Below are 23,482 nucleotides of genomic sequence, written 5' to 3' on the forward strand. Positions count from 1 at the left end.
GTCACCTCGCGCTCAGCAGCGTGACGTACAGGGTCAGTCCAGGACCGAACGCCAGCGCCACCACCGGATCGCCCGGTCGCAGCGCCGCGGTCCGCAGCAGTTCGTCGAGCACCATCAGCACGGTCGCCGACGAGCAGTTGCCGTGTTCGCGCAGCACCCGCCAGGACGGTTCGAGCGCGTCCGCGCCGAGGCCGAGCTCGTGGCCGACGGTGTCGAGGATGCGCGGCCCGCCGGGGTGCACCGCCCACCCGCGCACGTCCGGCACGGTGAGGCCGTGGTCCGCGAGCAGGCGTTCGACGGCGTGCCGCACGTGCTTGCCGAGCACCTCGGGCACGTGCGGGGACAGCGTCATCCGGAACCCGTGGTCGGTCACCGTCCACGTCATGTGGTCCGCCGTGGCCGGATCGGTGACGGCCCCGGTGGCGACGACCTCCAGCCTGCCGTGGTCCGGCCGGACGACGAGCGCGGTCGCGGCGTCACCGAACAGCGCGTGCGAGACGATCTGCTGGACGTCCGTTATGGACGGTTGGACGTGCAGCGACGTGAGTTCCAGGCACAGCAGCACCGCCGGCTTCCGGTGGACCGTGACGAAGTCGGCGACCGTCGTCAGCGCCGGCAGCGCGGCATAGCACCCCATGTGCCCGACGAGCAGCCGTTGCGCGTCGGGCGCCAGTTCCAGCGACCGGGCCAGCTGCACGTCCAGCCCCGGCGCGGTGTAGCCGGTGCAGGACACGACGGTGAGCTGGCCGATGTCGGCGGCGTCGAGACCGGCGCGGGCGAGGGCCGTGGTCACCGCCCGGTGCCCCAGCGGTTCCGCGTTCTCGTGGTACAGCCGCATCCGCTCGCCGGTCGTGCACGCCGACACGTCGTGGTCCAGCGGGCTGACGACGGCGTGCCTGCGCCGCACCCCGGCGGCGGCGAAGATCCGCCCGGCGGCCCTGCTGCCTTCCAGGAGATCGCGGAAGTGGTTGTCCCACAGGGTGCTCTGCTCCACGGCGGGGGGCAGGGCGGTGCCGATCGCGGCGATGTGCGCGGTCACCAGCGGGCCACCTCATCCGGGTTGTCTCCCAGCGCGCAGGCACCGAGCCAGTCGGCGCAGACGTCGGACGTGGCCGGTTGCAGGGCACCGCACCGCGCGTCGCGGTAGAGCCGTTCCAGCGGGTGCCCGCGGCGGGTGGCCGACGCTCCCGCCGCCTCCAGCACGGAGAACGCCACCGCGGCGGCCGTGTCACCGGCGACGAGCTTCGCCCGCCACACCCAGCGGTTCGTCTCCGGGCTGCCGGGGTCGTCGGTCACCAGCCCGGCCGCCTTCCTGACCACGAGTTCCGCCGCGGCCACTTGCACGTCGGCGCGACCCAGGCGAGCGCGGACCATCGGGAGGGTGTGCAGCCCGCGTTCGCGCAGATGCTCGGCACCGTGCCGCAGCACGGCCTGGGCCACGCCGACGTACACGGCGGCGTAGGAGGCGACCAGCCACTGCGGCATCACCTGGGCCAGCAGCAGCGCGGCGCCCTCGATGCCACCCACGAGCGCGTCCTCGCCGACCTCGACGTCGAGGTGCAGGTCGTGGCTCGCGGTGGCGCGCATGCCGAGCGAGTCCCAGGTCGGCTGGACTTCGACGCCGGGTCCGGCGGGGACGAGGAAGTAGGACACCTTCGGCTCGTCGGACGTGCTGTCCCTGGCCGCGACGAGGTAGGCGTCGGCGTGGCCCGCCCCGGAGACGAACGTCTTGTCACCGGTGATCCGGAACCCGGAATCCGTTCGCCGGTAGGAAGTCCGCACCTTCGACAGCCGCGAGCCGACGCCGCGCTCGCTCATCGCCACTGCGTACAGCGACCCGCGGGCCGCGGCCTCCAGCACCCGGTCGCGGGAGGCGAAGAAGCTTTCGGGGGCTCCGAACTGCCGCACGAGATCGTCCGGTGTGTGTGCGAGCGCGCCGGTGACGGACGCGTGCATGTTGAAGATCAGCGCGGTGGCACCAGCGCCGCTGCCCAGTCGCACGGCCACGTCGGTGTACTCGGCGAACGTGGCTCCTGCGCCGCCGAGACGGCGCGGCACCATGAGACCGAGCAGTCCCTGCTCACGCAGGTCGGCGAAGTCCTCCTCGGGGAAGTCCCCGGACACGTCGTACTTCGACGCCCGGCCGGACAGGCGGTCGGCCAGCGAGTGGAGGTCCAAGTTTCATCCCTTCTTGCGGCCGGCGCCCTGGAAGAGCGCCGCCGTGATCGCGGTCGGCACCATGCGCACAGGACGTTCGCGGCGCACCGACCACACGAGCAGACCGGGCAGTGACGGGCGGATACCCCTCAACGCGAGGCGCACACCGTGGCGGGCGCACTCGCGCACCAACGCCTTCCGGTCGACGAACAGCGCGGGATCGTGCACCCCACGGGGAGCGAGGCCGGTCAGGCGTTCCGCGAGGGTGATCGCCACGAACCGGCACAGTGCGGTGGCGGCCAGCGTGTCCAGCACCAGCAGGCCGCCGGGACGCAGCAACCGGCACGCCTCCGCCACCGCCGCGGGCAGGTCGGGCACGTGTTCGAGGATCTCGCCGGCGACGACGACATCGGCGCACCCGTCCGGCAGCGGCACCGCGAGCACGTCGCCGCGGATCGGGTGCACACCGTGCGTTCCGGCCTGGCGCAGGGCTTCCTGGGAAAGGTCGACTCCGATGTGGAAGTAGCCGTGCAGGTGGGGAGCGAGCAGTCCCGCTCCGCACCCCAGGTCGACCAGGACGGCGCCTGGACGCGCGGGCGGCGGGACCAGTTCCGCGCGAGCGGCGGCGAGCCAGTGCAGCATGACGAACGGGCCGTGCGGCCGCCACCACTGGTCGGCGAGCCGCTCGTAGAGCTCCGGATCGTTCGGTTCAAGATCGATCTGCGGAGTGGTCCGCGGCTGGCAGGATGAAGATCCATGGGCCGCCTCGGAGCTTTCGCGCGTTCCTGTCATCCGTTGCCTGCTCTCGCGGTCACCGTCGTCGCCACCGCGCTCGCCGTGACCACCGGCAGGGCGCCGGGCGGTCTCGTCGCCGTCGCGGCGGCGGTGCTGGCGGGTCAGCTGTCGGTCGGCTGGCTCAACGACCTGCTCGACGCGGACCGGGACGCGAGCGTCGGCAGGAGCGGCAAACCGGTGGCCGCCGGTGTGGTGTCCCGCCGGTCGGTGGCCGTCGCGACGGTGGTGGCCGCCGTGTCGGCGATCGGCCTGTCGTTGCTGTCCGGTGTGGACGCGACCCTGGTGCACGTCGTCATGCTGTGCTCGGCGTGGGCTTACGACCTGGGTCTGAAAGCCACCGCGTTCTCCGTTGCGCCGTATGCGCTTTCGTTCGGACTGCTGCCCGCGTTCATCACGCTCGGCGGGCCGGGTTCGCACTGGCCGCCGTTGTGGCTGATCGCGGCGGCCGCGTTGCTGGGCAGCGCCGCGCACTTCGCCAACGTGCTGCCGGACCTGGAGGACGACGCCGCCACCGGCGTGCGCGGACTGCCGCACCGGCTCGGCGGGGCCGCCAGCGCGGGGGCAGCGGCCGCGCTGGCGGCGATCACCGGAGTGGTCCTCGCGTTCGGTCCGCCGGGTCCCGTCACGGCGGCGGGACTGGTGGCGGTGCCGTTGTCGGTGGTGATCCTCGTGATCGGCAGGGTGCGCGGCCGTCGTCCGGGGTCGCGGGCGAACTTCAACGCGTTGCTCGCGGTCGCGGTCGTCGACGTCGTCCTGCTGATCATCACCGGGGGAGTGGAGCTCTGACGCCGGGCACCCCTGCCGAGCGTGAGCCTCGGCTACCCGTGACCTGACCCGGCAAACGGATCGTGTCCGGTCAGTCCGGAGGCTCGCTCGCGACCTCCCCTGCCTCCTGCTCGCGCTCCGCCCCCTCGGGAATCTCGGGTTCCTCGACGTTCAGGTCGTCGAGGCTCGGCGTTCCCGGAGAGTGCGGTGCTTCCGGGTTCAGTGGGTCGGTCATGCCGCCCGGTTACCCGAGCGGCACGACCTCATGCACACCATCAGGTGACGGCGGGCCCCGATTCACCCGTTCCGGACAGGCCCTTGAGGAACTCGTGACACTGCCGGGCGCGAGCGGAGTCCTCCTCCATCACCTGCCGGAAGAAGTCCGCGATGTCCTGGCGGCCCGCGTTGTCCGCGTCACGGACGTACTGACCGTAGTCGTGCCCGGCCTTGAGCGAGTGGTACTGCACGGAGATCAGGTCGTAGGTGACGTCGTCGAAGCCGGTTTCGCCGGTTGCCATCGTTGCCTCCCGTGGGTCGTCTGTACGGGGACATACCCAGGAAAACCGAGTCGAACCTGGCTTCTCGGTCGGGCATCGGGCACCGGCCGACCCGGCACTACGCGGGCACGGTCCACCTCTGGTTGGCCCCGCCCGTGCAGGACCAGATCTGCAGTTTCGCGCCGTCGGCGGTGTTGTTGCCGGTCACGTCCAGGCACTTGCCGCTGCCGGCGTTCACCAGGGCGCCGTTGGAGGCGGTCCACCGTTGGTTCGGGCCGCCGAAGCAGTCCCACAACTGGACCGCCGTGCCGTCCGCCGTCCCGTTCCCGGTCACGTCGAGGCACTTGCCGAGGCCGCGCACGGTCCCGTCCGCGGCCAGGGTCCACGTCTGGTTCGGGCCGCTGAAGCAGGTCCACATCTGTGGCAGGGTGCCGTTCGCGGTCGAGCCGTCGGTGACGTCGAGGCACTTGCCGCCCAGGCCCGTGATCGGTCCGGTCCCGCCGGTCGGCGGAGGGTCGAGCGTGCCGGGCCAGGTGAACGTCGCCATCGCGCCGGCGGGGAGGTGGTAGCCGAACGTCTGGCCGCCGTAGGAGACGCGGAAGTCCTGCTGACCGCCCGAGTTCAGGGCGACGAGCACGATCCGGCCGTCCGGGTTGCGGAAGGCGACGTTCTGGATGCCGCCCTCGCCGTAGCCGGTCGAGTCGATGCGGACCGCGCCGGGCCGGACGAACTTCGACAGGTGACCGAGGACGTAGTACTCGGCGTTGTAGGTGACGTCGTTGCCGTTGGTCCTGACGACGCCCGTGCAGTTGGTGCAGCTGCCGATGACCGGGCCGTTGTTGTTGTCCAGAGCCATGTTCCAGATCGCCACGGACCGCGCGTGGTTGCGCGTGGCGCCGATCGCGAGGTTGATGCCCTGCCAGCGCAACGTGTCGCGGAACGTCGACGCGTCGTCGGCGGACCGCGTGCCGGAGCACTCGGTGAAGAAGATGTCCTTGCCCGGCTGGTTGTTCTTCACTACGGACTGACCGCTCGGGTTGCCGGCGTAGCAGTGCCACGCGGAGCCGATCACGTTGCCGCCCGCGCCGTTGTTCACGGTCTGCGGATAGCTCGTGTCGTCCCAGTTGTGGTCGTAGCCGAGGACGCGCGCCTGTTCTCCGGCCGCGCGCAGCTTCGGCACCAGCGTGTTGATGACGTTGATCTGCTGCTGCGCCGACATTCTCATGCCGGGGTAGCCCGGCGGCTCGAAGTTCGGCTCGTTCTGCACGCTCAGGTAGTCGATCGGGATGCCGGCGGCCTGGTACGCCTGCGCGAACTTGACCAGGTAGTCGGCGTAGACGCCGATCCGGCCGTCGTTGAGCGAACCCTGGATGAGGCTGTTGTTGTTCTTCATCCACGCCGGGGCGCTCCACGGCGTCGCCATGACGGCGATCTGCGGGTTGAGCTGCTTGGCCTGTTGCAGCAGCGGGATGATGTAGGCGTTGTCGTGGGCGATGGAGAACCGCGAGAGCGTCGGGTCCGCCGCGCCGTCGTTGTAGGTGTAGAAGCTGCGGGAGAAGTCGGTCGAGCCGATCGGCTGGCGGAGGAAGCTCAGGCCGATGCCGGTGCTCCTGTCGAACAGGTTGTGCATGATCTCGTTGCGGCGCGGCGAGTTGAAGATGTTCCACGCCGCCGAGTCGGTGAACGACGCGCCGAAACCCACCATCGACTGGTGGGTGGAGTTCGGGTTCACGGTGATCGTCGGACCGCTGCCGCCCGAGCCGAACGTCACATCTCCCTGCTGGCGCAGGAGGTTCGACCGATCCGCGGTGGTGAGCCACACGCTCGCGTTCGTCGCCGCGGTGGCGGCGGGAGACACCAGGATGCTTCCCGCCGTCACGACGGCCGCGACGATCGCGATGCCGCGCCGGCGTTCTGTCGTCGTTGACATAAGCGCTCCTTGCAGGGGTTGGGCGCCCGTTCGGTGACTTTTCAGTTGTAGAGGCGGAAATCTGCGATGCTCCACCAGTTGTTCGCGGCGCCGGTGGAGGTGATGCGGACGTACCGCGCGCTCGTGCGGCGGACGTCGATGGTGGTCAGCTGGCTGACGCCCGCGCCCGACGCGATCGGGCGCCAGGACGTGCCGTCGTCGCTGACCGAGAGCGCCCAGTCGCGGGCGTAGTCGCCGAGGTTGCCGCCGGAGTCCACGGCGACGCGGCGGAAGTCCCTGCGCCGCTCCAGATCCACCTGCAGGTACTGGCCGGGAGCCTGGGCCGCGCCGGTGGACCAGTGGGTCGAGGCGTCGTCGTCGATGGCGAGCGCGCCGTCCGGGGAGGCGGTGGCGCCGGTCAGCGGCACGAGGTCGAGCCTGCCGCGGTACTGGGTGGTCCAGGTGAACGTCGCCAGCGCGCCGCCGGGCAGGGTGTACTCGAACGTGCGGTCGCCGAGGTTGACCGCGAACGAGCGCGGGTCGTCGTGCTGGTTGTGCACCACCAGGGCCGTGGAGCCGTCCGGGTTGCGGAACGCGGCGTCCATGATCTGACCGTTCCAGCCGGTGGTGCCGAACGACGTGCTGGCGATCCGCCGGGCGCCGGGCCGTACGAACTTCGACAGGTGACCGATGGTGTAGTACTCGGCGTCGGCGACCACCGAACCGTCCGGCTGCACGGTGACCAGGCCGGTGCACGTGCCGCAGCCGCCGTTGTGCGGGCCACCGGTGCTGTCGAGCGCGATGTTCCAGTTGACCGCGCTGCGCGCCCAGTTGCGGGTGGTGCCGAGGACGACGTTGCGGGCGTGCCAGCGCAGGGTGTCGCTGAAGACCTTCGCCGGCGGGTCGGTGACTCCCTTGGAGCCCGAGCACTCGGTGAACCAGATCCCCTTGTCGGGAAAGGCGTTGTGCAACGCCGTCTGGGCGCTCGGGTCGCCGTAGTAGCAGTGGTAGGCCGTACCGGCGACCCACTTCGCGGCCGTGCTGCGCAGGACCTGGTAGGGATAGTCGGCTTCGGCCGTGCCGTCGTTGGGGTGCGTGGCCCAGTTGTGGTCGAAGCCCAAAATCTTGGTGCGCGGACTGGCCGCCCTGAGCTTCGGGCCGAGCGCCTCGATCACCTTGATCTGGGCGGCCACGGGCATGTCCGTGCCGGGGTAGGCATCCGGCTTGCGGTTCTGCGGCTCGTTCTGCACCGACAGGAAGTCGATCGGCACGCCCGCCCTCGTGTACGCCTGCACGAACTTCACGAGGTAGCGCGCGTACGCGTCGTAGATCTTCGGGTCGTCCTTGAGCTGACCGCCGACGAGCGAGTCGTTGGTCTTCATCCATGCCGGCGGGCTCCACGGCGTGGCCATGACCTTGAGCCGCGGGTTGAGCCGCTTCGCCTCGCGCAGCAACGGAAGGATCTTCGCCTCGTCATGGCGGATGCTGAAGTGCCGCAGGGCGAAGTCGGTCTGCCCGGCCGGGACGTCGTCGTAGGTGTAGTGCTCGTCCGCCGCCGTGAAGTCGGACGAGCCGACCGGCTGGCGCAGGAAGCTGACGCCGATGCCGCGCACCGGGTCGAAGAGCGAGCGCAGGGTGTCCGCGCGGACGGCGGGGGACAGGCCCGCGAGCACCTCGGCGGAGGAGTCGGTGATGGACGCGCCGAACCCGTCGACCTCCTGGTAGTGGCGGCCGGGGTCGACCACGATCGTCGGGTGCGCCGACTCGCCGGTGCCGAACCGGACGCGCGGGCGTTCGTGCATCAGCTCCGCCCGATCCGGCGTGGTGACCCAGACGCGTACCTGCGGCCCGCCGGACGCCTCGGCCGCCGGCACGGCGGTCAGTCCGAGCACCAGGGCCACGATCGCGGTTCGTCTCATGTAACACCCATCCATCACTGTGAAAAGTCAGCTTTCAGGATGAAACACCCGGCTGTCGCGACGGTCAATGGTCTGGATGATTTCCGGTACATTGACCTGGTGCAACGCAAGATCGAAGACGTGAAACAGCGCGCGAGTCTCCGTGACATCGCGGCGGAGACGGGCGTGTCCGTCGCGACCGTGTCCCGCGTACTGAACGATCACGTCAACGTGGCGCCGCGGACCCGTGACCTGGTGCTCCAGGCCATCGAACGGCGCCGGCGGGAGACGCCGGCGAGGCTCAGGACCGTCTACGTTCGGTGCCCGTACGTGCTCACCGACTACTTCGGGTTGATCGTCTCCTCGATCGCGGACACGCTGAAGCTGCACGGGCTGCGGCTGGTGCTCGACGCGGGGGAGTCCGGCCAGCACAGCGACGCACTGCGCGGGCTGGCGGCGCAGGCCGACGTCGACGCCGCGATCCTGATCCTGCCGCCGGAGGAGGGCGAGGAGCTGGTCGCGTTGTCCCGGGCGGGTTTCCCGTTCGTCGTGGTCGACCCGAGAGTCCTGCCGTTGCCGGACATCGCGTCCGTGTCGGCCGCGCACTTCGCCGGGGCGCGTGCGGTGGCGGATCACCTGATCGCGCTCGGGCACCGCGACATCGGGGTGATCGCGGGACCGGAGGAGTGGCTCGCGGGGGACGCACGCCTCGCCGGCCACCGCGCCTCCCTCGCCGCGGCGGGGGTGCTGCTCACGCCGGACCGCCTGCGGCACGTGGAACCCACGACCACGCAGGGCAGGCGGGCCGCGGCCGAGCTGCTGGACCTGTCACCCCGGCCCACCGCGATCGTCTGCTTCAACGACAAGGTCGCGGTGGGTACCCTGCAGGCCGCGCGGAAACGCGGGTTGCGGGTGCCCCACGACCTGTCGGTGGCGGGGTTCGACGACATCGACCTGGCCGAGGCGACCGACCCGAGGCTGACCACCGTGCGGCAACCGTTGCGCGAGATGGGGCGGATCGCCGTCACGCAGCTGATGCGGGTGCTGGACGGCCATCAGCCCGAGGCGCTGCACATCGAGCTCGCGACGACGCTGGTGATCAGGGACTCCACCGCCGCGCCCTGATATCCCGCGCCCGGAGCCGGCACCGAAGTCCCGGCACACGGGGACCTTTCGTCCGCCACACCGCTAATGCACGACGGCCCAGGTGTGCACCTTCGGATCGACCAGCACGGTGAGCTGTCCGTCCCCGCGCTTGGCGGCCGCGCTGCAGACGTGGTGGCTGCACCGGTGCCGCACCTGGAAACCGCCGTCCGGCAGCGGGATCCAGAGCGTGAGCTCGTACGTGATGTCGTCACTTTCCTCGTACACGGAGCCGTCGAGGATCTCGCCGGCGACGGTCGTGCTGGAGGCCCGCAACGCGACGGTTTCCTTCGCGGACTCGGTCGCGGTGGCCCAGAGCGCCAGCATGAGGAAGACGACCACCAGCATGCCCAGCTCCCACAACGCGATCGCCCACCACGGCTCGTCCGAGAAGGCGAACAACACCATGCCCGCGGCCGTCGCGGCGATCGTGACCCCGGCGAGCACACGCTGAGCCAGAGCGGAACGCGGGCTCGTCAGGCTGACTTCGGCAGGGTTCGTGGTCACCGGCCGATCCTAGAAGACCGATGACCACCAACAGGTCACGTCACGGCCGGAGCGTGACCGACTGGCCCTTCCTCAGCCTGATCCGCTTCGTCCAGCCACCGGACCGCACCTCGGTCTCCGTGCCGCCGACACTGCGCACGGTCGCGCTGGTGACCTTGCCGTCCTGCCACGCCAGGTCGACGCTGAAGCCGCCGCGGGCACCGATGCCGGTGGCCGAGCCCGTCCGCCACGCGTCGGGGAGTGCGGGCAGCAGCTCGATCACGCCGGGGCGTGCGTAGAGCAGCATCTCCAGCATGGCGGCGGGGGCGCCGAGGTTCGCGTCGATCTGGAACGTCGAACTGTCACCGAAGCTGTACATGTCGAAGAAGTTCGGCGCCGTGCCGTTCGCGTGGTCGACCGACGGCCGGATCACCTTCAGAACCAGCTCGTAGGCGCGGTCCGCGTCCTTCAACCTGGCCCAGCAGGCCGCGCGCCAGGCGAGGCCCCACCCGAAGCTCTCCATCCCGCGGGTGATCAGGTGCTGTTCGACGCCCTCGATCAGCGCGGCGGGGGAGTCGTCGCGGTTGACGCGGTCGCCGGGGAAGAAACCGACCAGCGGTGACAGGTGGCGGTGGGTGGTCTCGCCCAGGTCGTCGGGCGACATCCACTCCTGCAGCATGCCGGTCCTGGGGCTGACCTCCGGCAGGTAGAGCCGGTCCCGCAACGCCGACATCCTGCGGCCGTACGCCCGGTCGCGGCGCAGCACGTCGGTGGCGATGCGGTACTTGCCAAACAGGTTGTGCACCAGCTCCTGCGTGTAGGTGAGGCCGCGCGCGTCCTGCGGGCCGTGCTCGGGCGACCAGTCGTGGTCGTCGACCAGGCCCTGCGGGGTTTCGACCAGGCGCGCTTCCCAGAACTCGCAGGCGCCCTTGAGCAACGGGTAGATCTTGGCCAGGTAGTCGCGGTCGAGCGTGTACTCGTAGTGCTCGAACAGCGACATGCACAGCCATGCGTTGCCGCCGGGGTGCCACCACCAGCCGCTGCCGCCGTAGATGTTGGTGGAGAAGGCGACCGCCCAGCCGGCCACGCGGTTGTTGGTGTTGCGGAACCTGTTGCGCGGGTCCTGGTAGACCGACCGGGTGGTGTTCGTCCACGCCGGCAGCTGTGCGACGCAGTAGTTGGCGAGTGCGTCGAACGTGTCCGGCAACGCGGCCCGGTCGGCGAGCCAGTAGTTCATCTGGATGTTGATGTCGGTGTGGTAGTCGCTGTACCAGTCCGGGTTGTTGTTCGACAGCCACAGGCCCTGCAGGTTGATCGGCAGGTGGTCGCGCGAGCCGGTGATGGCGAGGTAGCGGCCGAACTGGAGGTAGCTCGCCTCCAGCTCCGGGTCGGGGGTGGTGCTCGCAGCCCGTGCCCGCAACCGGGTCCAGGTGTCCATCGCGCGCTGGGCGTCGGTGGAGCGGCCGAGGTCGACCTTCTGGCGGTCGTACTTCTCGCGGTAGTCGGCGACGTGCGTGCGCACGAGGGCGTCGGCCCCGGCGCGGACCGCCGCCTTCTCCAGGGCGATCGCGGCCGGTTCGGCCAGGGGATCGATGAAGCCGATCGAGGTGTCCGGGACGTAGTTGGTACCACCGGAGAACACGATCACGAGGTCCGAGCAGCCGGTGAACGACAGCGTGGCGCCGTCCACCTGCACCGTCCCATCAGGACTGAACGCTGTCACGACCCCGCTGTAGGCGAGCGTGTTCGCGAACGAGCCGGTGAAGACGGCGGCGGTGTGCGCGGCGTCGCCGGTGGTCGGTTCGCCGTGGGCGCCGGCCAGGGAGATCGTGCCGGACTGGTCGGGACCGGCGAGGCGGACGATCACCACGTCGTCGGGGTGGCTCGCGAAGATCTCACGGCGGTACCGCCTGCCGCCGTGGGTGTACCTGGTGGTGACCAGGCCGTTGCTCAGGTCGAGCTCGCGGCGGTACTCGGTGGCGCCGGCGTGACCGAGCATCTCGACGCAGAGCTTGGCCAGCAGGGAGAACGTGCCGAAGTGCGTCGGGTCGTACGGGAGCTGGCCGTCGCCGTCGGGGGTGTCGTTGATCTCGCCGGTCCACAGCGTGACGTCGGTCAGGTACAGGAAGTCCTTCTCGACGCCGCCGCCGGCGAGCGCGCCGAGGCGGCCGTTGCCGATCGGCAGGCCCTGCTCGATGATCTTCGCCTCGTCGGCGGGAGCCGGGTACCAGAGGGTCGTCGGGGTGGGGTGGAGGGGATTGCCCGCGGGCCGCCGGGGAGCGGCGTGGGCCGAGAAGGTGGGCAGAACCATCGCTCCGAGTCCTACCGCGCCGGTGGCCTTCAGGAAGGCGCGACGAGTCGTCATCGTGGTGCTCCTGGGCAGGGGTCAGGGGAACCGGGCAGGGACGAGACCCGCATCCCTTGCCCGGGCCGCCGTCGAGGAACCTCCCACGCACCGTAGCAGTCATCCGATCTATGGCAACCCTGCCGAGCGGGTGGTCTGCGACCAGATCGGCCAATCCGCTGTTAGAAGCGAGGAGACCGCCTCCGGCGCGATGAGCGCGAAAGACGGTCGTCCGAGGTGTGTGGGGTTCAGGGCACCACGAGCACGGGCCAGTGCCCCGACCTGATCAGGCGGGTCGCCACCGAGCCCGCGAACCGGTGCCCCGTCTGCCGCGAGGCACCGACCACGACCATGTCGGCCTGGCACTGGTCGGCCGAGTCGCGCAGCACCGTGTACGGATCGCCGAACGCCTTCACGAACGTCACCGGCACCTCCAGCTCCTCCGCCGCCGACCGGGCCTGGTCGCTCAGTTCGGCGTGGAGCATGGAGGTCGCCTCGTACTCGAACACCGACGCCGCCGCCGGGCTCAGTGCCGCCAGGGACGAGTGGCACGCCACGAACGCGACGACCAGCCGGGCGCTCTGGCGGCGGGCCAGGCCGAACGCGGCGGCCGCGGCGCGCATCGCCGTGTCGGAGCCGTCGACGCCGACCACGATGGTCCGCGACGACGGCAGGGGAGCGGGACCGAAGTAGTCCACTGTGGACTCGAAGGCGTTGGGGCCGGCGCTCATCGTTCCCCCTCGGCTATCGCGCGACCACTGAGTCTGCTTCCGTCTTCTCGAGATCGATCGTCGTGCGCAACGTGATCGGCTTGAGCAGCAGTGCCGCGATGATGCCGATCACGCCCACCGCCGCCGAGATCAGGAAGATGTGCGCCGTCGCGTCACCGTAGACGGTGTGCACGATCGTCTGCACCTCGGGCGGCAGGGCCTGCAGGTTCAACGCGCTGGTGCTGCCGGTCGACTGGCCCACCGGCACGTGCAGCGCGGCGGAGAGGTCGGCGGTCACCCGGTTGGCGAGGACCGCGCCGAGCACCGAGACGCCGATGGTGCCGCCCAGCGAGCGGAAGAACGTGACGGACGCGCTCGCGGCGCCCAGCTCGCTCAACGGGACGCTGTTCTGCACGGCCAGCACGAGGTTCTGCATGGTCAGGCCGACGCCGATGCCCACCACGGCCATCGCGACGCCGACGATCCACAGCGCGGTCGCGTGGTCGACGAAGCCCAGGCCGACGAAGCCGAGCACCAGGATGATCGTGCCCGCGACGATGTACGGCTTGATCCGGCCCGTGCGGCTGATCATGCGGCCGGAGATCGTGGACGACACCAGCACGCCCGCCATCAGCGGGATCGTCAGCAGGCCCGCCTCGGTCGGGGAGTAGCCGCGGCCGATCTGGAAGTACTGGCCGAGGAACACCGCGCCGCCGAACATGGCCATGCCGACGGAAAGGCTCGCGATGATCGCCAGCGCGGGGGTCCGCTGGACGACGATGTGCAGTGGCACGACGGGTTCCTTGACCCGCAGCTCTACGGCGACGGCGATGCCGAGCAGCACGACGCCCGCGCCGACCATGGCCGCGGTCTGCCAGGACAGCCAGTCGAACGAGTTGCCGACGAACGAGACCCAGATCAGCAGGACGCTCACGCCCGCGGCGATGAGCGCGGCGCCGAGGTAGTCGATCTTGACGTTCTCGCGGCGCACGGTCTCGAGCTTCAGCGTGGCCTGCAGCACGACGAACGCGAGCACGGAGATCGGCACGGCGACCCAGAAGCACCAGCGCCAGCCGAGCCACGACACGTCGACGATGAGACCGCCGAGCAGCGGGCCGCCGACCGTGGCGACGGCCATGACCGCGCCGAGGTAGCCGTTGTAGCGGCCACGCTCGCGCGGCGGGATGATCGCGGCGATCACGACCTGCACCAGCGCCTGCAGGCCGCCGACGCCGATGCCCTGGAACGCGCGGGCGGCGATGAGCTGTCCGGTGTCCTGGGCGAAGCCGCTGAGTAGCGAGCCGATCACGAAGATCACGATCGCGGCCTGGACCAGCGTCTTCTTGTTGAACAGGTCGGCCAGCCTGCCCCAGATCGGGGTCGTGGCCGTCGCCGTGAGCAGGGTGGCGGTGACCACCCAGGTGTACTGCGTCTGCGTGCCGTTCAGCGAGCCGATGATCCGCGGCAGCGCGGTGGAGACCACCGTGGAGCTGACCATGGCCACGAACAGCGCGAGCAGCAGCCCGGACAGCGACTCCAGCACCTGCCGGTGCCCCATCGCCTGAGTCTCGATCTTCACGTCCCGCCCCTTCGTCACCCTAATTCTTGCGCGTCGTGCAAATTTGCGCAATGAGCAACTTACTCCACGGTTACGCTGATCGCATGGAGACCCTCACCACGCTCCGTGAGCAGAAGAAGGCGGTGACCCGGCGGTCGCTCGCCGGCGCGGCGCTGCGGCTCGCGATGGAACGCGGCCTCGACGGGGTGACGGTCGAGGACATCGCGGACGCGGCGGGGGTCTCGCGCAGGACGTTCTCCAACTACTTCACCAGCAAGGAGGACGCGGTCCTCGACGCCGACCGCGAGCGGATGAGGACGTTGCTCGCCCTGGTGCGGGCCCGGCCCGGTGACGAGGAATCCTGGCAGGCCCTGCGCGGGGCCATGGCCGAGCTGTACCGCTCCCGGCCGCTGCCGGACGTCGAGTGGATGGCCCAGCTGCGGCTGCTGCGCCGGCACCCGTCGCTGATCGCCCGCCAGGCGGGCGACCAGGTCGCGCTGGAACGAGACCTGACCGCCGTGCTGGTCGCTCGCACGCCGGAACTGGGTGCGGAGGTGGCGCGGCTGATGGCGTCGACGTTCCTCACGACCGTGCGCACCGGGATCGCGCTCTGGCTGGAGAGTGCCGGGGACGAGGAACTGCCTGGCCTCGTGGACCGGCTGTTGAGCCGCGTGGTCGTTCAGGGCACGTAGACCTGCCCGGTCTGCCTGCCCTCGATCGACCGGACGTACGCCCGCGCGACGTCGGCCAGCGGCACCGGCTTCATGCCGGGGAAGAAGTCGCCGTAGACGTCGAGCGACTCGGTGAAGACCGTCGGGCTGACCGCGTTGACGCGCTGCGGCGCGATCTCGATGGCGGCGGCGCGCACGAACGCCTCCACCGCACCGTTGACCAGGGCCGCCGCGGCACCGGTGACGATCGGTTCGCGCGCGAGCACGCCGGTGATCAGCGTGAACGACTCGGTGACGTGCGCGAGTCCTTCCCTGACCAGCGCCACCTGGGACAGGACCTTCCCGGTGACCCCCGCCTGGTAGTCCGCGATCGTCAGCTCGCCGAACGGCCGGAACGGCACGTGCCCGGCGGCCGACGCGACGGCGTCGACCTGGCCGACGGTCTGGTAGAGCTCGGTCACCTGGGCCGGGTCGGTCACGTCGTACTGCAGGTCGCCTCCGGTACGTGAGACGGTCACGACGTCGTGCTTGCGTTCGACGAGCACCCGGTGCACGGCCGTGCCCAGCATGCCGGTCGCTCCTACGAGCAGAATCCTCATGCCTTCGACGCTAGGTGCGCACCTCTCCCATGAGAAATGCCGTTCGTGCAGCACTTATGATCGGCGGTCATGAATGTCGAGCTGCGTCACCTGCGAGCCCTCGCCGCCATCGGCGACCACCGGTCGATCACCGCGGCCGCCCAGGCGCTGCACGTCACGCAGCCCGCTCTGTCCCGCACGCTCGACCAGTTGGAGCGGCGCCTCGGCGTGCGGCTCGTGGAACGCACGACCCGCCACGTCGCCCTGACCGACCCCGGCAGGCGCCTGTGGGAGCACAGCCACCGTCTCCTCACCTCCCTGGACGCGGCCCTGGCGGAAGCGGTACGTCCCCAGCCCATCCGGCTGACCTTCGCCTGGGCGGCGCTCGGCAGGTTCACCGTCCCGTTCCTGCGGGAGTGGCGCGCGGAGCACCCGGACGTGCTCGTGCGCATCCGCCGGTTCGACGATCCCGAAGCGGCCCTGCGGCGCGGTGACGCGGATGTGGCCGTCCTGCGCACCAGCCCGGCGCGGTCGGGCATCGATCACGTGGCGTTGATCGAGGAGCCCCGCATCGCGGCGGTCGCGGACGACCACCCGCTGGCGGCCCGCGGCGCCCTGGTGCTCGACGACCTGGTGGGCGAGTGCGTCGCTGTGTGCGAGACCGCGGCGACGACCAGCGCCGACCTCTGGCCTGCCGGGGCACGCCCGCGCACCGTGGACGTACCCGGGGTGGTCGAGTGGCTGACGTCCATCGCGACAGGGGCCACGGTCGGTGTCACGGCGGCCGGCACCAGCCACCACCACCCGCAGCCCGGCATCACCTACCTGCCGCTGACCGACGCTGAACCGATCACCGTGCACCTGGCGTGGCCGTCCGGTGCGGCACACCCGTCGACCGATGCGTTCATCGCACTGGCGCGGCGCCACCTGGCCGCCACAACCGGAGCTGGAGCATAGCCGCGAACCGCGCGTCCGGATCGCCGAGATCGATCTCCCCGACCTCCGACAACCGCCGCAGCCGATACCGGAAAGTGTTGGGGTGCACGAAGACGGCGGCAGAAGCGGCAGCCACGTCCCCGAACGCGTCGAGCCACGCGCCGAGCGTCTCGACCAGGCACGCGCTGTGCTTGCGGTCGTAGGCGATCAGCCGCGCGACGGGCCCGTTCACCGTGTCACCGCGCTCGGCGATCAGGTCCGACAGCTCCAGCAACAACCCCTCACTGTGCACATCGGACACGCGCGCCACCGGCAGTGAGGCACGACCCGCCCGCAACACCCGCAGCACGAGGTCGGCACCGGCACGGGACCGCGACAGCGTCAGGCCGTCCGCGATCTCGCCGACCCCCACCAGCACGTGGCCGCCGATGCGGTTGCGGAAGTCGGTCGCGATCCGCAACGCCCTGTCCTCGGACTCGGCGGGCAGGATCGCGTAGGCGACGTCGCCGATCAGCGCGGCGGCCGCGCGCGGGTGGACGGCCGTCAGGTGCATGGCGAGCGCGTCGGCGATCTGCTGGCGTTCGGCCAGGAGCCGGGCGTGGGCGGCCGGGTCGTCGCCGTGCGAGTGGGCCAGCGCCAGCGCCAGCACCACACACGCCTGGTCGGCCAGCCCGAGCCGGCGCACCGCCTCGGCCGCGCCCTGCCCACCCTCCACTGCGGTCGAGACCAGGTCCGCGCGCAACCGCCGTTCGACGTCGGCGCCCGCCCGCTGGCGCATCATGTGCAACGCCACGAGCTTGGCCGCGTCGCAAAAGGCCGCGGACGTGTCAGGCGACAGCGGCGAACGGACGGCGGCCCAGATCGAGCCGAGGAACTCGTCGCCCGCCCGGACCGCCACGGCGACCCTGGGCAGGCAGAACGTGCCGTCGTCGGCGGGCAGGCCCTCGATGAGGACGGGCTGGTCGCTGCGGTAGAGCTGCTGGAACACCCCTCGCGCCTCCAGCAGTTGCGAGTAACGCGCGGGAACCTGCCTGCCCAGGATCGTCTCGACGCGCGACGGGTCGGCCTCGTCCTGGCGCCCGGAGAACGCGAGCACGCGCGAACTGCGGTCCTCGATCGTCACCGGGGCGCTGATCAGCGACGCCACCGCGTTGGCCAGCGCGAACAGGTCACCGGCCGGCACCCCGCCGAGGGTCTCGGACGGGTCGACCTCGCCCTCGGCCAGCAGCGACCGCAGCATCGCGGCCAGCTGCGTCCAGGACGCGCCCGGTGCCAGGCCGAGCAGCGCCACGCCGGAGCGGTCGACGGCGGCGGCGATCTCGTCCGTGACCACGACGGGGCCGCGCACGACGAGCGCGGCGGCCCCCTCCTTGCCCAGCAGGTCGAGGATCTCCGCCGGCTCGCGCACCCCGACGCCCAGCACCAGCGCGGACGGCGGCAGCGCCTGGTCGTCGTGCGGGTCGTGGATCACCACACCGCCGATGTCCGCCGATCGACCCGGGTCGCCACGCACGAGGTCGATCAACGTGGTGCCCAGGTCGTCCAGCACGCGGGTGAGGCCTGTTCGCGGGCTCATGTCCACCACCCTGCCAACGGTCTACAGAGGAATCCACTCCGTCTTCACTGATTGAACCCTAATAGCACACCGGCATGTTCATGCTGGTCAGGTGCCTCTTAGCGGTTCCGGATGCCCAAGCGTTTGCGCAAATGGGAGCAGTGTGGGAGCGCGAGTGATGAACACATTCGCGATGACCAGGTGGTCACTAGGCTTCGTCCGGTCCTTCCGCGCTCCAGGACCACCCGCCATCTTGCGGCCCCAGTCCACGCCGCTGGCGTTCACGCTCTTCGTGGTGTTCGCGGCCACGAACTGTGCCCACTCAGTGTCGCGGTTCGACACCGTACGCACCATGTGCTCCAAGACCGTCATTCGCTTCCCCTTGCCTGTAGTAGTTCGGCAAGCGCCAGAACGGGCGCTTGAACGGAGTTTCGACAGTGGTCGGTTTCGGTCGCGGCGAAGGTGTCGTGTTCGAAGTCCCGATCACCCGCGTGCGCGCCCTGACAGAAGGAGAAGAACTCGCACGTCTGCTTGCAGGTCTCCAGCGCGGCCGCGAACTCCTGGACGTACAGCAGTTCGTCAGCGCGCTGCACAATCGTGGGCAGGTCGTCTTCCAGCACGTTGCCCGCGATGAAGTGGTCGTAGGTGATGCTGCGAACCCCGAGCAGTTCCGGTGACAGCAGCACCACGTCCCCGTTCCACGCGATCGTCGGAATGGGGTCGTGCCGGGCGTCCGCGTCGCGCCGGTCTTGTGTCAGGCCGAGGAACCCCAACAGGTTCGAGACCTCTCGCACGGTCACGTCGTTGTTGCGGCGGCACCATTCGAACGTGTCACGCCAGAACTGGCGGGTGTGGTCGATCGAGGGAGTCTGTCCGTCGGCGTTCGCGCCTTCCTTGGCTTCGACGTTGAACCCGACCCACGAGGTGCCCAGGTCTCGTATGAAGTCCAGGACCTGCGCGGCCTGCCCGGTGCCGTCCTGGCTGACGACCGCTAAGACGGTGAAGGGAATGCCGCGTCGTTTCAGTGTCTTGATGCCCGCCATGGTCCGGTCGAACATCGGCCGGCCACCGCGGTCGACGCGGTGGTGGTTGAGTTCACGAGGTCCGTCGATGCTCACACCCACGCCGACCTCGTACTGCTCGAACACGTCGCACCAGGCGTCGGTGATCGGCCTCCCGCCGCCGGTCTGGACTTTGTGCCGCACGCGTCCTGCCTGGCGCAGAGGCTCGAACGGCTGCAACAACTCCACGAACCGCTCGAGCCCGACCACCAATGGTTCGCCGCCGTGCCACACCACCTCGACTGGCTCCCACGACGCGGCGATGCCGTCCGCGATCGAGGCGGCCACCTGAGGCGTCATTTCTTGCTTGAGGTGCCGTTCGAGCAGGTAGCAGTAGGTGCAGTCCATCGGGCACAGCGTTGTTGGTTGGACGGCGATGGTCTTGGGCTGTTCGGCCAACCATCGGGCCATCGCTCCTCCGGTGCGTTATCGCGGACATGACGTCGAACGTCGAAGACTGGGTTCGTTCGTGTTGACTCAAATATGGTTTGGACGACGACCATGCGGCAGATGACAGGCAGGGACACGGAAGGACATCGATCATGTCCAGCGACGCCGCTGCGACCGGCGAGGGGAAGCGTCCGACGCCGAACCTCGTGCTGATCGGCCGGCGGCAGGCCAAGGGATGGGGACGAGACCGGCTCGCCAGGGAGTTCGAGCGGCTCGGTCGCCAACTGGAGCTCACAACGCCTGAGCTGGGCGCCATAGCCAAGGCGATCTACCGGCACGAGACCGGCAGAGCCGCGGTGCGGGATGAGGTCTACATCCGGCTGTACTGCGCCGCGTTCGAGGCCACACCGCATGAGCTGTTCGGCACCCTCAGCACAGGTGCGGCGAACCGCCAGTCGTGCGGCCTCACGAGCCACAAGTTCGTGCCGGTGCACCTCGGCCCTGAACTGCTCTCCACGCTCATCGAGCGCGCGAACCTCGTACCCGGCTCGGTGCAATGGGCGGACTGCCACGTCGGACAGGTCGAACATCCGGCCGGTCACTGCGATTTGTACGCGTTCCCCTGGGGTGTCGCGGTCTTCCACCTAACCGAGGAGCTGAGCGTGCCGAACATCGCCAGCCTGGCGATGTGGCGTCGGCAGACGTATCGGGAGACCAGGCAATGGGCGACCGAGTGGCTCTGCGCGCTGATCGGCTCGGACAGACCCATCGCGCACTACGTGCTGTCGGCCTACTGGCTGCACGAGTCACCGTGGAGCGGCCAGGACCTCGACACCGCGATGCGGTTGTTGAGCATGCCGCGCGTCCTGCTCGACCGCGGAACGGACGAAGCCGGGCCTTCCCTGCACCACGCGGAGCTGGTGGAGCAGACACTGCTGCGCGAAGGATTCCACGACAGCCGCATCGATGAGTTCGGCATCCGCGGCTTGTCCATCGGCTGCGCGAGCTGGGCGGGGCTCAGCTACTACCCGCAGGCGGCAGGACGAGCACTCCAGATGTCTGATCTGGTCGACTGCGAGCTGTTGGTCCAGGCGTTGTGGTGTTACTGCCACCGCGTGCACGAGCAGGTGGAACAAGGATGTGATCCAGTTGTTCCACCTGAGTACGGGTGGCGTTGGATTCGCGCGGTCAGGTCGCGGTTGACCGTGGCCAGGCCGCAGGAGACAGCGCAACACGCCGCGATGAGGCGGGCGGTGCTCGAGACCAGCGAGCTGGGCAAGCACCTGACGACCGCGCTGGAGTTGCTGCGAGACACGAGCGGAGAATGATCAGGTGGACCTTGCCAAGAGCGTGCTGGTCGTCGTCGATATGCAGAACGGCTTCGTGTCCAGCAAGTCAGCGCCCATCGTTCCGCACGTGGCAGATGTCGTGCGTCGCTGGGAAGAAGCCGGCGGCGCGACCGTGTTCACCCGATTCGTCAACTATCCTGGTTCGCCCTACGAGCGGCTGATCAACTGGTCGCGGATGCAGAAGTCTCCCGAGATAGACATCGTCGACGACCTGGCTCCAGCCTCCCAGCGTGCGGTCACGGTGCTGGACAAGCCGATCTATTCGCTGTTCACCGAGGAAGGCGCCGCGACGGTGGCGCGACACGGCTGGACCGACATCGTGATCGTCGGGATCGCGACCGAGTCGTGCGTACTCAAGACGGCCTGCGACGCGTTCGAGCGCGGCCTGACGCCCTGGGTGGTCAAGGACGCGGTCTACAGCCACGCGGGACAGGAAGCGCACGAGGCGGGCCTCCTCGTGACCAGCCGGTTCATCGGGCGCCGCCAGCTCATCGACGCCGAGGACCTCTTCACCGAGAAGCTGGTGACGACAGCGTGACGCGACCAGTAGCGGTGATGGACATCGACGGCACCGTGGCCGACGCCCGACATCGCCTCCACCTCCTCGACTCCGACTCGCCGACCAAGTGGGCGGACTTCTTCGACGCGGCCGGAGACGATCCAGTGCTCCCGGATGGTGCTCAGTTGGCTCGCAAGCTGGCTGTAGAGCACGACATTGTGTGGCTCACCGGCCGACCGGTGCGACTGGCCGAGCTGACCCGTAGTTGGCTCGTCGAACAGGGCTTGCCAGTAGGCGAGTTGTTGATGCAGCCGCACGGCGACAAGAGACCGGCGCGATTGGTCAAGCTTGAACGCGTTCTCGAGCTACAACAGCGGCGCGTAATCGCTCTGATCGTGGACGACGATCCCCGCGTCGTCAGTCAGCTTCGGGAGGCCGGACTTCCCGTCCATCACGCCACCTGGGCACCCTGGTCACCAGCATTCGGCAATCAGTAGGCCGCACCTCAAACGGTTGTGCTCTGCGGATGTGAACACGTACTTCCGGCCAGCCCTGATCGCGTGTGGATGTTGTTCGCGACAGGCAAGGGTTGGTGCTTGAGCGGTAGCGGCAACGGCAGCGGTCCTTTGCGCAAGTCGCTGCGGACCGCTGCCGTTAGCTCAGGGGCTGAACGCCCCGACGCGCCGAACAACACGGGGAGGTAGCCACGTGCACGACGGTGTGCGTGAACTGGCAGAGACGACTGGATGGGCCGGACGGTCCTATGTGAAGACGCCGTGGGAGGTAGTCCACCGGAGCCTGGGGTTCGAGCTACCGCCGGACTACCGCGACCTGCTGGACGTCTTCCCTCCTGGAAGGTTTCTGGCGCCGGACTACTTCGCCGAAGTGATCGTGCAGCCTCCGTACCGCGTTGACGGCGTACTGGACCACCTGTATCAGTTCCGGACCGAGCTGGACGAGGCAGAACAGTGGCGGCGGGAGCATCCGCGGGACGTGCCGGAAGGGCTCGTTCCCTGGGCGCGGTCCGGACGGCCAGGCCAGTTCTGGGTGCGCCAACAATGGATCCGGACCAGTGGACGGTTGCGGTCTCCAACGGCGGAATCTGGCGTTACCGCGACGAGCCGGTGGTGGAGGAGTTCGACTGCGGCGCGGTTGAGTTCCTGATCGGCTTCGTCACCGGCCGGATCCGGAGCCGGGTCCTCGCCCCGACACAGGATCCCTGGTCCCGGAAGGTCCCGGCGTTCCGGCCGATCGACGAGCCGGAGTGGCTCAGCTTCTCGGAGGTCCGATCACCACGGCTGCGGCGGATCTCGTTGCGTGATAGGGAATGACGCGTTTCGCCGCTGTTGATGTGTTGGCTGATGTTGTTGGCTTCTCTGGCCTGCCCAAGTGGCAGCTGGACCGGATGGTGACGGAGCGTCTGCTCGGTCTGGCTCTGCCGGATGACTACAAGGCTTTGCTCAGCGCGGTGCCGAAAGGCGAGTACGCCGGGACGGTGCTGATCAACGCGCCGACTCGAACAGGGGAGGAGGGCGATCTGCTCGCCCTCTACCGCGAGGTGATGCTGTCGTTGAAGGACGGGAGGAAGCCTCCGTACGCTGTCTTTCCCTAGCTTCCCGGTCTGATCCCGTGGGCCGCCTTCAGTCATCCGATGGGCGGGGAGCTGTTCTGGCTCGCGGACGACGGCGATCCGAACAAGTGGCCGGTTGGTTGGCCGCGACCAGGAGTTGGCGGCGGTTCGCGCCGCCTACGAGCGGTCGAGGAGGGACCTGCCGATCACCGTGCTGGTGTTCGGCGAGGCTGGCATCGGCAAGACGCGCCTGGTGGCCGCCGCGACCGAGACCGTGACCGGAGACCCGCTGGTGCTGACCGGTGGCTGCCTGGAACTGGGCGCGGGCGGGCCGCCGTACGTGCCCTTCGTCGCGATCCTCCGCCAGCTCGTCCAGGAGCACCAACGGATGGGAACAGGGCTGACCAGCGGTTTTATATCGGCAGCCTCGTGGTGGAGTCATCGTTCGGCCTATCCACGCCCGAGTAGCGGCCTGGAGACGGGTCGCGCGGCCCCGTCCCCAGGCAGGCGATCCTGAGCGACCGTCGGACTGCCTCAACCAGCCATGAAGGCTGGCAGGGGCGGAAGGTCCCGGCTCGCGAGGACATACGCGTTTTCGATAGGTGGACGAT

General features: G+C 69.5%; 25 protein-coding genes. 10 read left to right on the plus strand and 15 right to left on the minus strand.

Annotated features, from left to right (window positions below):
* Position 1 precedes the first annotated feature (1 nt).
* Genes ACRSBM_RS13475 through ACRSBM_RS13485 form a run of 3 tightly spaced genes read right to left on the minus strand, consistent with a single transcriptional unit; the run spans position 2 to position 2,949 of the window.
* Positions 2–1,039, minus strand: coding sequence for a type III polyketide synthase (locus tag ACRSBM_RS13475; protein ID WP_434443462.1), 1,038 nt, complete (start codon positions 1,037–1,039; stop codon positions 2–4).
* A complete protein-coding gene (locus tag ACRSBM_RS13480) occupies positions 1,036–2,178 on the minus strand; it encodes an acyl-CoA dehydrogenase family protein (protein WP_434443465.1) in 1,143 nt (380 codons plus the stop codon). The genes ACRSBM_RS13475 and ACRSBM_RS13480 overlap by 4 nt, the downstream gene beginning before the upstream one ends.
* Before the next feature lie 3 nt (positions 2,179–2,181).
* A complete protein-coding gene (locus ACRSBM_RS13485) occupies positions 2,182–2,949 on the minus strand; it encodes a methyltransferase domain-containing protein (protein WP_434443468.1) in 768 nt (255 codons plus the stop codon).
* Positions 2,950–2,952: 3 nt separating this feature from the next.
* Between ACRSBM_RS13485 and ACRSBM_RS13490 the strand changes: the two genes are divergently transcribed.
* Positions 2,953–3,738 carry a UbiA family prenyltransferase gene (locus ACRSBM_RS13490; protein ID WP_434443471.1) on the plus strand — a complete coding sequence of 262 codons (786 nt, stop codon included), beginning with the start codon at positions 2,953–2,955 and terminating at the stop codon, positions 3,736–3,738.
* Between the two features lie 70 nt (positions 3,739–3,808).
* Here ACRSBM_RS13490 and ACRSBM_RS13495 read toward each other — a convergent pair whose 3' ends face one another.
* The 4 genes from ACRSBM_RS13495 to ACRSBM_RS13510 all read right to left on the minus strand — a co-directional run bounded on the left by ACRSBM_RS13495 (position 3,809) and on the right by ACRSBM_RS13510 (position 8,042).
* Entirely contained in the window at positions 3,809–3,952 is a 144-nt protein-coding gene (locus tag ACRSBM_RS13495) for a hypothetical protein (protein ID WP_434443474.1), read from the minus strand.
* Positions 3,953–3,992: 40 nt separating this feature from the next.
* Positions 3,993–4,235, minus strand: coding sequence for an acyl carrier protein (locus tag ACRSBM_RS13500; RefSeq protein WP_434443476.1), 243 nt, complete (start codon positions 4,233–4,235; stop codon positions 3,993–3,995).
* A gap of 97 nt (positions 4,236–4,332) precedes the next feature.
* Entirely contained in the window at positions 4,333–6,144 is a 1,812-nt protein-coding gene (locus ACRSBM_RS13505; RefSeq protein ID WP_434443479.1) for a ricin-type beta-trefoil lectin domain protein, read from the minus strand.
* A 41-nt stretch (positions 6,145–6,185) separates the two neighbouring features.
* Positions 6,186–8,042 carry a discoidin domain-containing protein gene (locus ACRSBM_RS13510; RefSeq protein WP_434443481.1) on the minus strand — a complete coding sequence of 619 codons (1,857 nt, stop codon included), beginning with the start codon at positions 8,040–8,042 and terminating at the stop codon, positions 6,186–6,188.
* Between the two features lie 99 nt (positions 8,043–8,141).
* Here ACRSBM_RS13510 and ACRSBM_RS13515 point away from each other — a divergent pair, with 99 nt between their 5' ends.
* Positions 8,142–9,146: a LacI family DNA-binding transcriptional regulator gene (locus ACRSBM_RS13515; RefSeq protein WP_434443484.1), complete on the plus strand. Its 1,005-nt coding sequence runs from the start codon at positions 8,142–8,144 to the stop codon at positions 9,144–9,146.
* A gap of 63 nt (positions 9,147–9,209) precedes the next feature.
* Here ACRSBM_RS13515 and ACRSBM_RS13520 read toward each other — a convergent pair whose 3' ends face one another.
* From ACRSBM_RS13520 to ACRSBM_RS13535, 4 genes are all read right to left on the minus strand, one after another.
* The gene (locus tag ACRSBM_RS13520; protein ID WP_434443487.1) at positions 9,210–9,671 is read right to left on the minus strand and encodes a hypothetical protein; all 462 of its coding nucleotides are present in this window, start codon (positions 9,669–9,671) and stop codon (positions 9,210–9,212) included.
* A 40-nt stretch (positions 9,672–9,711) separates the two neighbouring features.
* Positions 9,712–12,015, minus strand: coding sequence for a glycosyl hydrolase family 95 catalytic domain-containing protein (locus ACRSBM_RS13525; RefSeq protein ID WP_434443490.1), 2,304 nt, complete (start codon positions 12,013–12,015; stop codon positions 9,712–9,714).
* Between the two features lie 227 nt (positions 12,016–12,242).
* A complete protein-coding gene (locus tag ACRSBM_RS13530; RefSeq protein WP_434443493.1) occupies positions 12,243–12,725 on the minus strand; it encodes a universal stress protein in 483 nt (160 codons plus the stop codon).
* A gap of 13 nt (positions 12,726–12,738) precedes the next feature.
* Positions 12,739–14,262, minus strand: a complete 1,524-nt coding sequence (locus tag ACRSBM_RS13535) for an MDR family MFS transporter (protein WP_434453070.1) — start codon at positions 14,260–14,262, stop codon at positions 12,739–12,741.
* Between the two features lie 104 nt (positions 14,263–14,366).
* Here ACRSBM_RS13535 and ACRSBM_RS13540 point away from each other — a divergent pair, with 104 nt between their 5' ends.
* The gene (locus ACRSBM_RS13540; protein ID WP_434443494.1) at positions 14,367–14,954 is read left to right on the plus strand and encodes a TetR/AcrR family transcriptional regulator; all 588 of its coding nucleotides are present in this window, start codon (positions 14,367–14,369) and stop codon (positions 14,952–14,954) included.
* On the opposite strand, the gene ACRSBM_RS13545 is transcribed toward ACRSBM_RS13540, so the two are convergent.
* Entirely contained in the window at positions 14,942–15,532 is a 591-nt protein-coding gene (locus tag ACRSBM_RS13545) for a short chain dehydrogenase (protein WP_434443496.1), read from the minus strand. The genes ACRSBM_RS13540 and ACRSBM_RS13545 overlap by 13 nt on opposite strands.
* Positions 15,533–15,601: 69 nt before the next feature.
* Between ACRSBM_RS13545 and ACRSBM_RS13550 the strand changes: the two genes are divergently transcribed.
* Positions 15,602–16,468, plus strand: coding sequence for a LysR family transcriptional regulator (locus ACRSBM_RS13550; RefSeq protein ID WP_434443498.1), 867 nt, complete (start codon positions 15,602–15,604; stop codon positions 16,466–16,468).
* On the opposite strand, the gene ACRSBM_RS13555 is transcribed toward ACRSBM_RS13550, so the two are convergent.
* The 3 genes from ACRSBM_RS13555 to amcB form a co-directional block, all read right to left on the minus strand.
* Positions 16,416–18,023, minus strand: a complete 1,608-nt coding sequence (locus ACRSBM_RS13555) for a PucR family transcriptional regulator (RefSeq protein ID WP_434443500.1) — start codon at positions 18,021–18,023, stop codon at positions 16,416–16,418. The two genes, ACRSBM_RS13550 and ACRSBM_RS13555, sit on opposite strands and share 53 nt — an antisense overlap.
* 87 nt (positions 18,024–18,110) lie before the next feature.
* A complete protein-coding gene (gene amcA / locus ACRSBM_RS13560; RefSeq protein ID WP_434443503.1) occupies positions 18,111–18,374 on the minus strand; it encodes a multiple cyclophane-containing RiPP AmcA in 264 nt (87 codons plus the stop codon).
* The gene (amcB, locus tag ACRSBM_RS13565; RefSeq protein WP_434443506.1) at positions 18,371–19,474 is read right to left on the minus strand and encodes a cyclophane-forming radical SAM peptide maturase AmcB; all 1,104 of its coding nucleotides are present in this window, start codon (positions 19,472–19,474) and stop codon (positions 18,371–18,373) included. The genes amcA and amcB overlap by 4 nt, the downstream gene beginning before the upstream one ends.
* A 131-nt stretch (positions 19,475–19,605) precedes the next feature.
* Here amcB and ACRSBM_RS13570 point away from each other — a divergent pair, with 131 nt between their 5' ends.
* The 6 genes from ACRSBM_RS13570 to ACRSBM_RS13595 all read left to right on the plus strand — a co-directional run bounded on the left by ACRSBM_RS13570 (position 19,606) and on the right by ACRSBM_RS13595 (position 23,388).
* Complete coding sequence (locus tag ACRSBM_RS13570) at positions 19,606–20,781, plus strand: hypothetical protein (RefSeq protein ID WP_434443507.1); 1,176 nt, start codon at positions 19,606–19,608, stop codon at positions 20,779–20,781.
* A gap of 22 nt (positions 20,782–20,803) precedes the next feature.
* Positions 20,804–21,340, plus strand: coding sequence for an isochorismatase family cysteine hydrolase (locus tag ACRSBM_RS13575; RefSeq protein ID WP_434443510.1), 537 nt, complete (start codon positions 20,804–20,806; stop codon positions 21,338–21,340).
* Between the two features lie 17 nt (positions 21,341–21,357).
* Positions 21,358–21,798 carry a hypothetical protein gene (locus ACRSBM_RS13580; protein WP_434443512.1) on the plus strand — a complete coding sequence of 147 codons (441 nt, stop codon included), beginning with the start codon at positions 21,358–21,360 and terminating at the stop codon, positions 21,796–21,798.
* Between the two features lie 561 nt (positions 21,799–22,359).
* Positions 22,360–22,632: a hypothetical protein gene (locus ACRSBM_RS13585; RefSeq protein WP_434443514.1), complete on the plus strand. Its 273-nt coding sequence runs from the start codon at positions 22,360–22,362 to the stop codon at positions 22,630–22,632.
* Complete coding sequence (locus tag ACRSBM_RS13590) at positions 22,629–22,913, plus strand: hypothetical protein (RefSeq protein WP_434443517.1); 285 nt, start codon at positions 22,629–22,631, stop codon at positions 22,911–22,913. Before ACRSBM_RS13585 ends, ACRSBM_RS13590 begins: the two co-directional genes overlap by 4 nt.
* Positions 22,914–23,007: 94 nt before the next feature.
* Positions 23,008–23,388 carry an AAA family ATPase gene (locus ACRSBM_RS13595; RefSeq protein ID WP_434443518.1) on the plus strand — a complete coding sequence of 127 codons (381 nt, stop codon included), beginning with the start codon at positions 23,008–23,010 and terminating at the stop codon, positions 23,386–23,388.
* The last annotated feature ends 94 nt before the right edge of the window (positions 23,389–23,482 follow it).

It is taken from the genome of Lentzea xerophila (assembly GCF_051094245.1).
GTDB classification, from domain to species: Bacteria; Actinomycetota; Actinomycetes; order Mycobacteriales; family Pseudonocardiaceae; genus Lentzea; species Lentzea xerophila.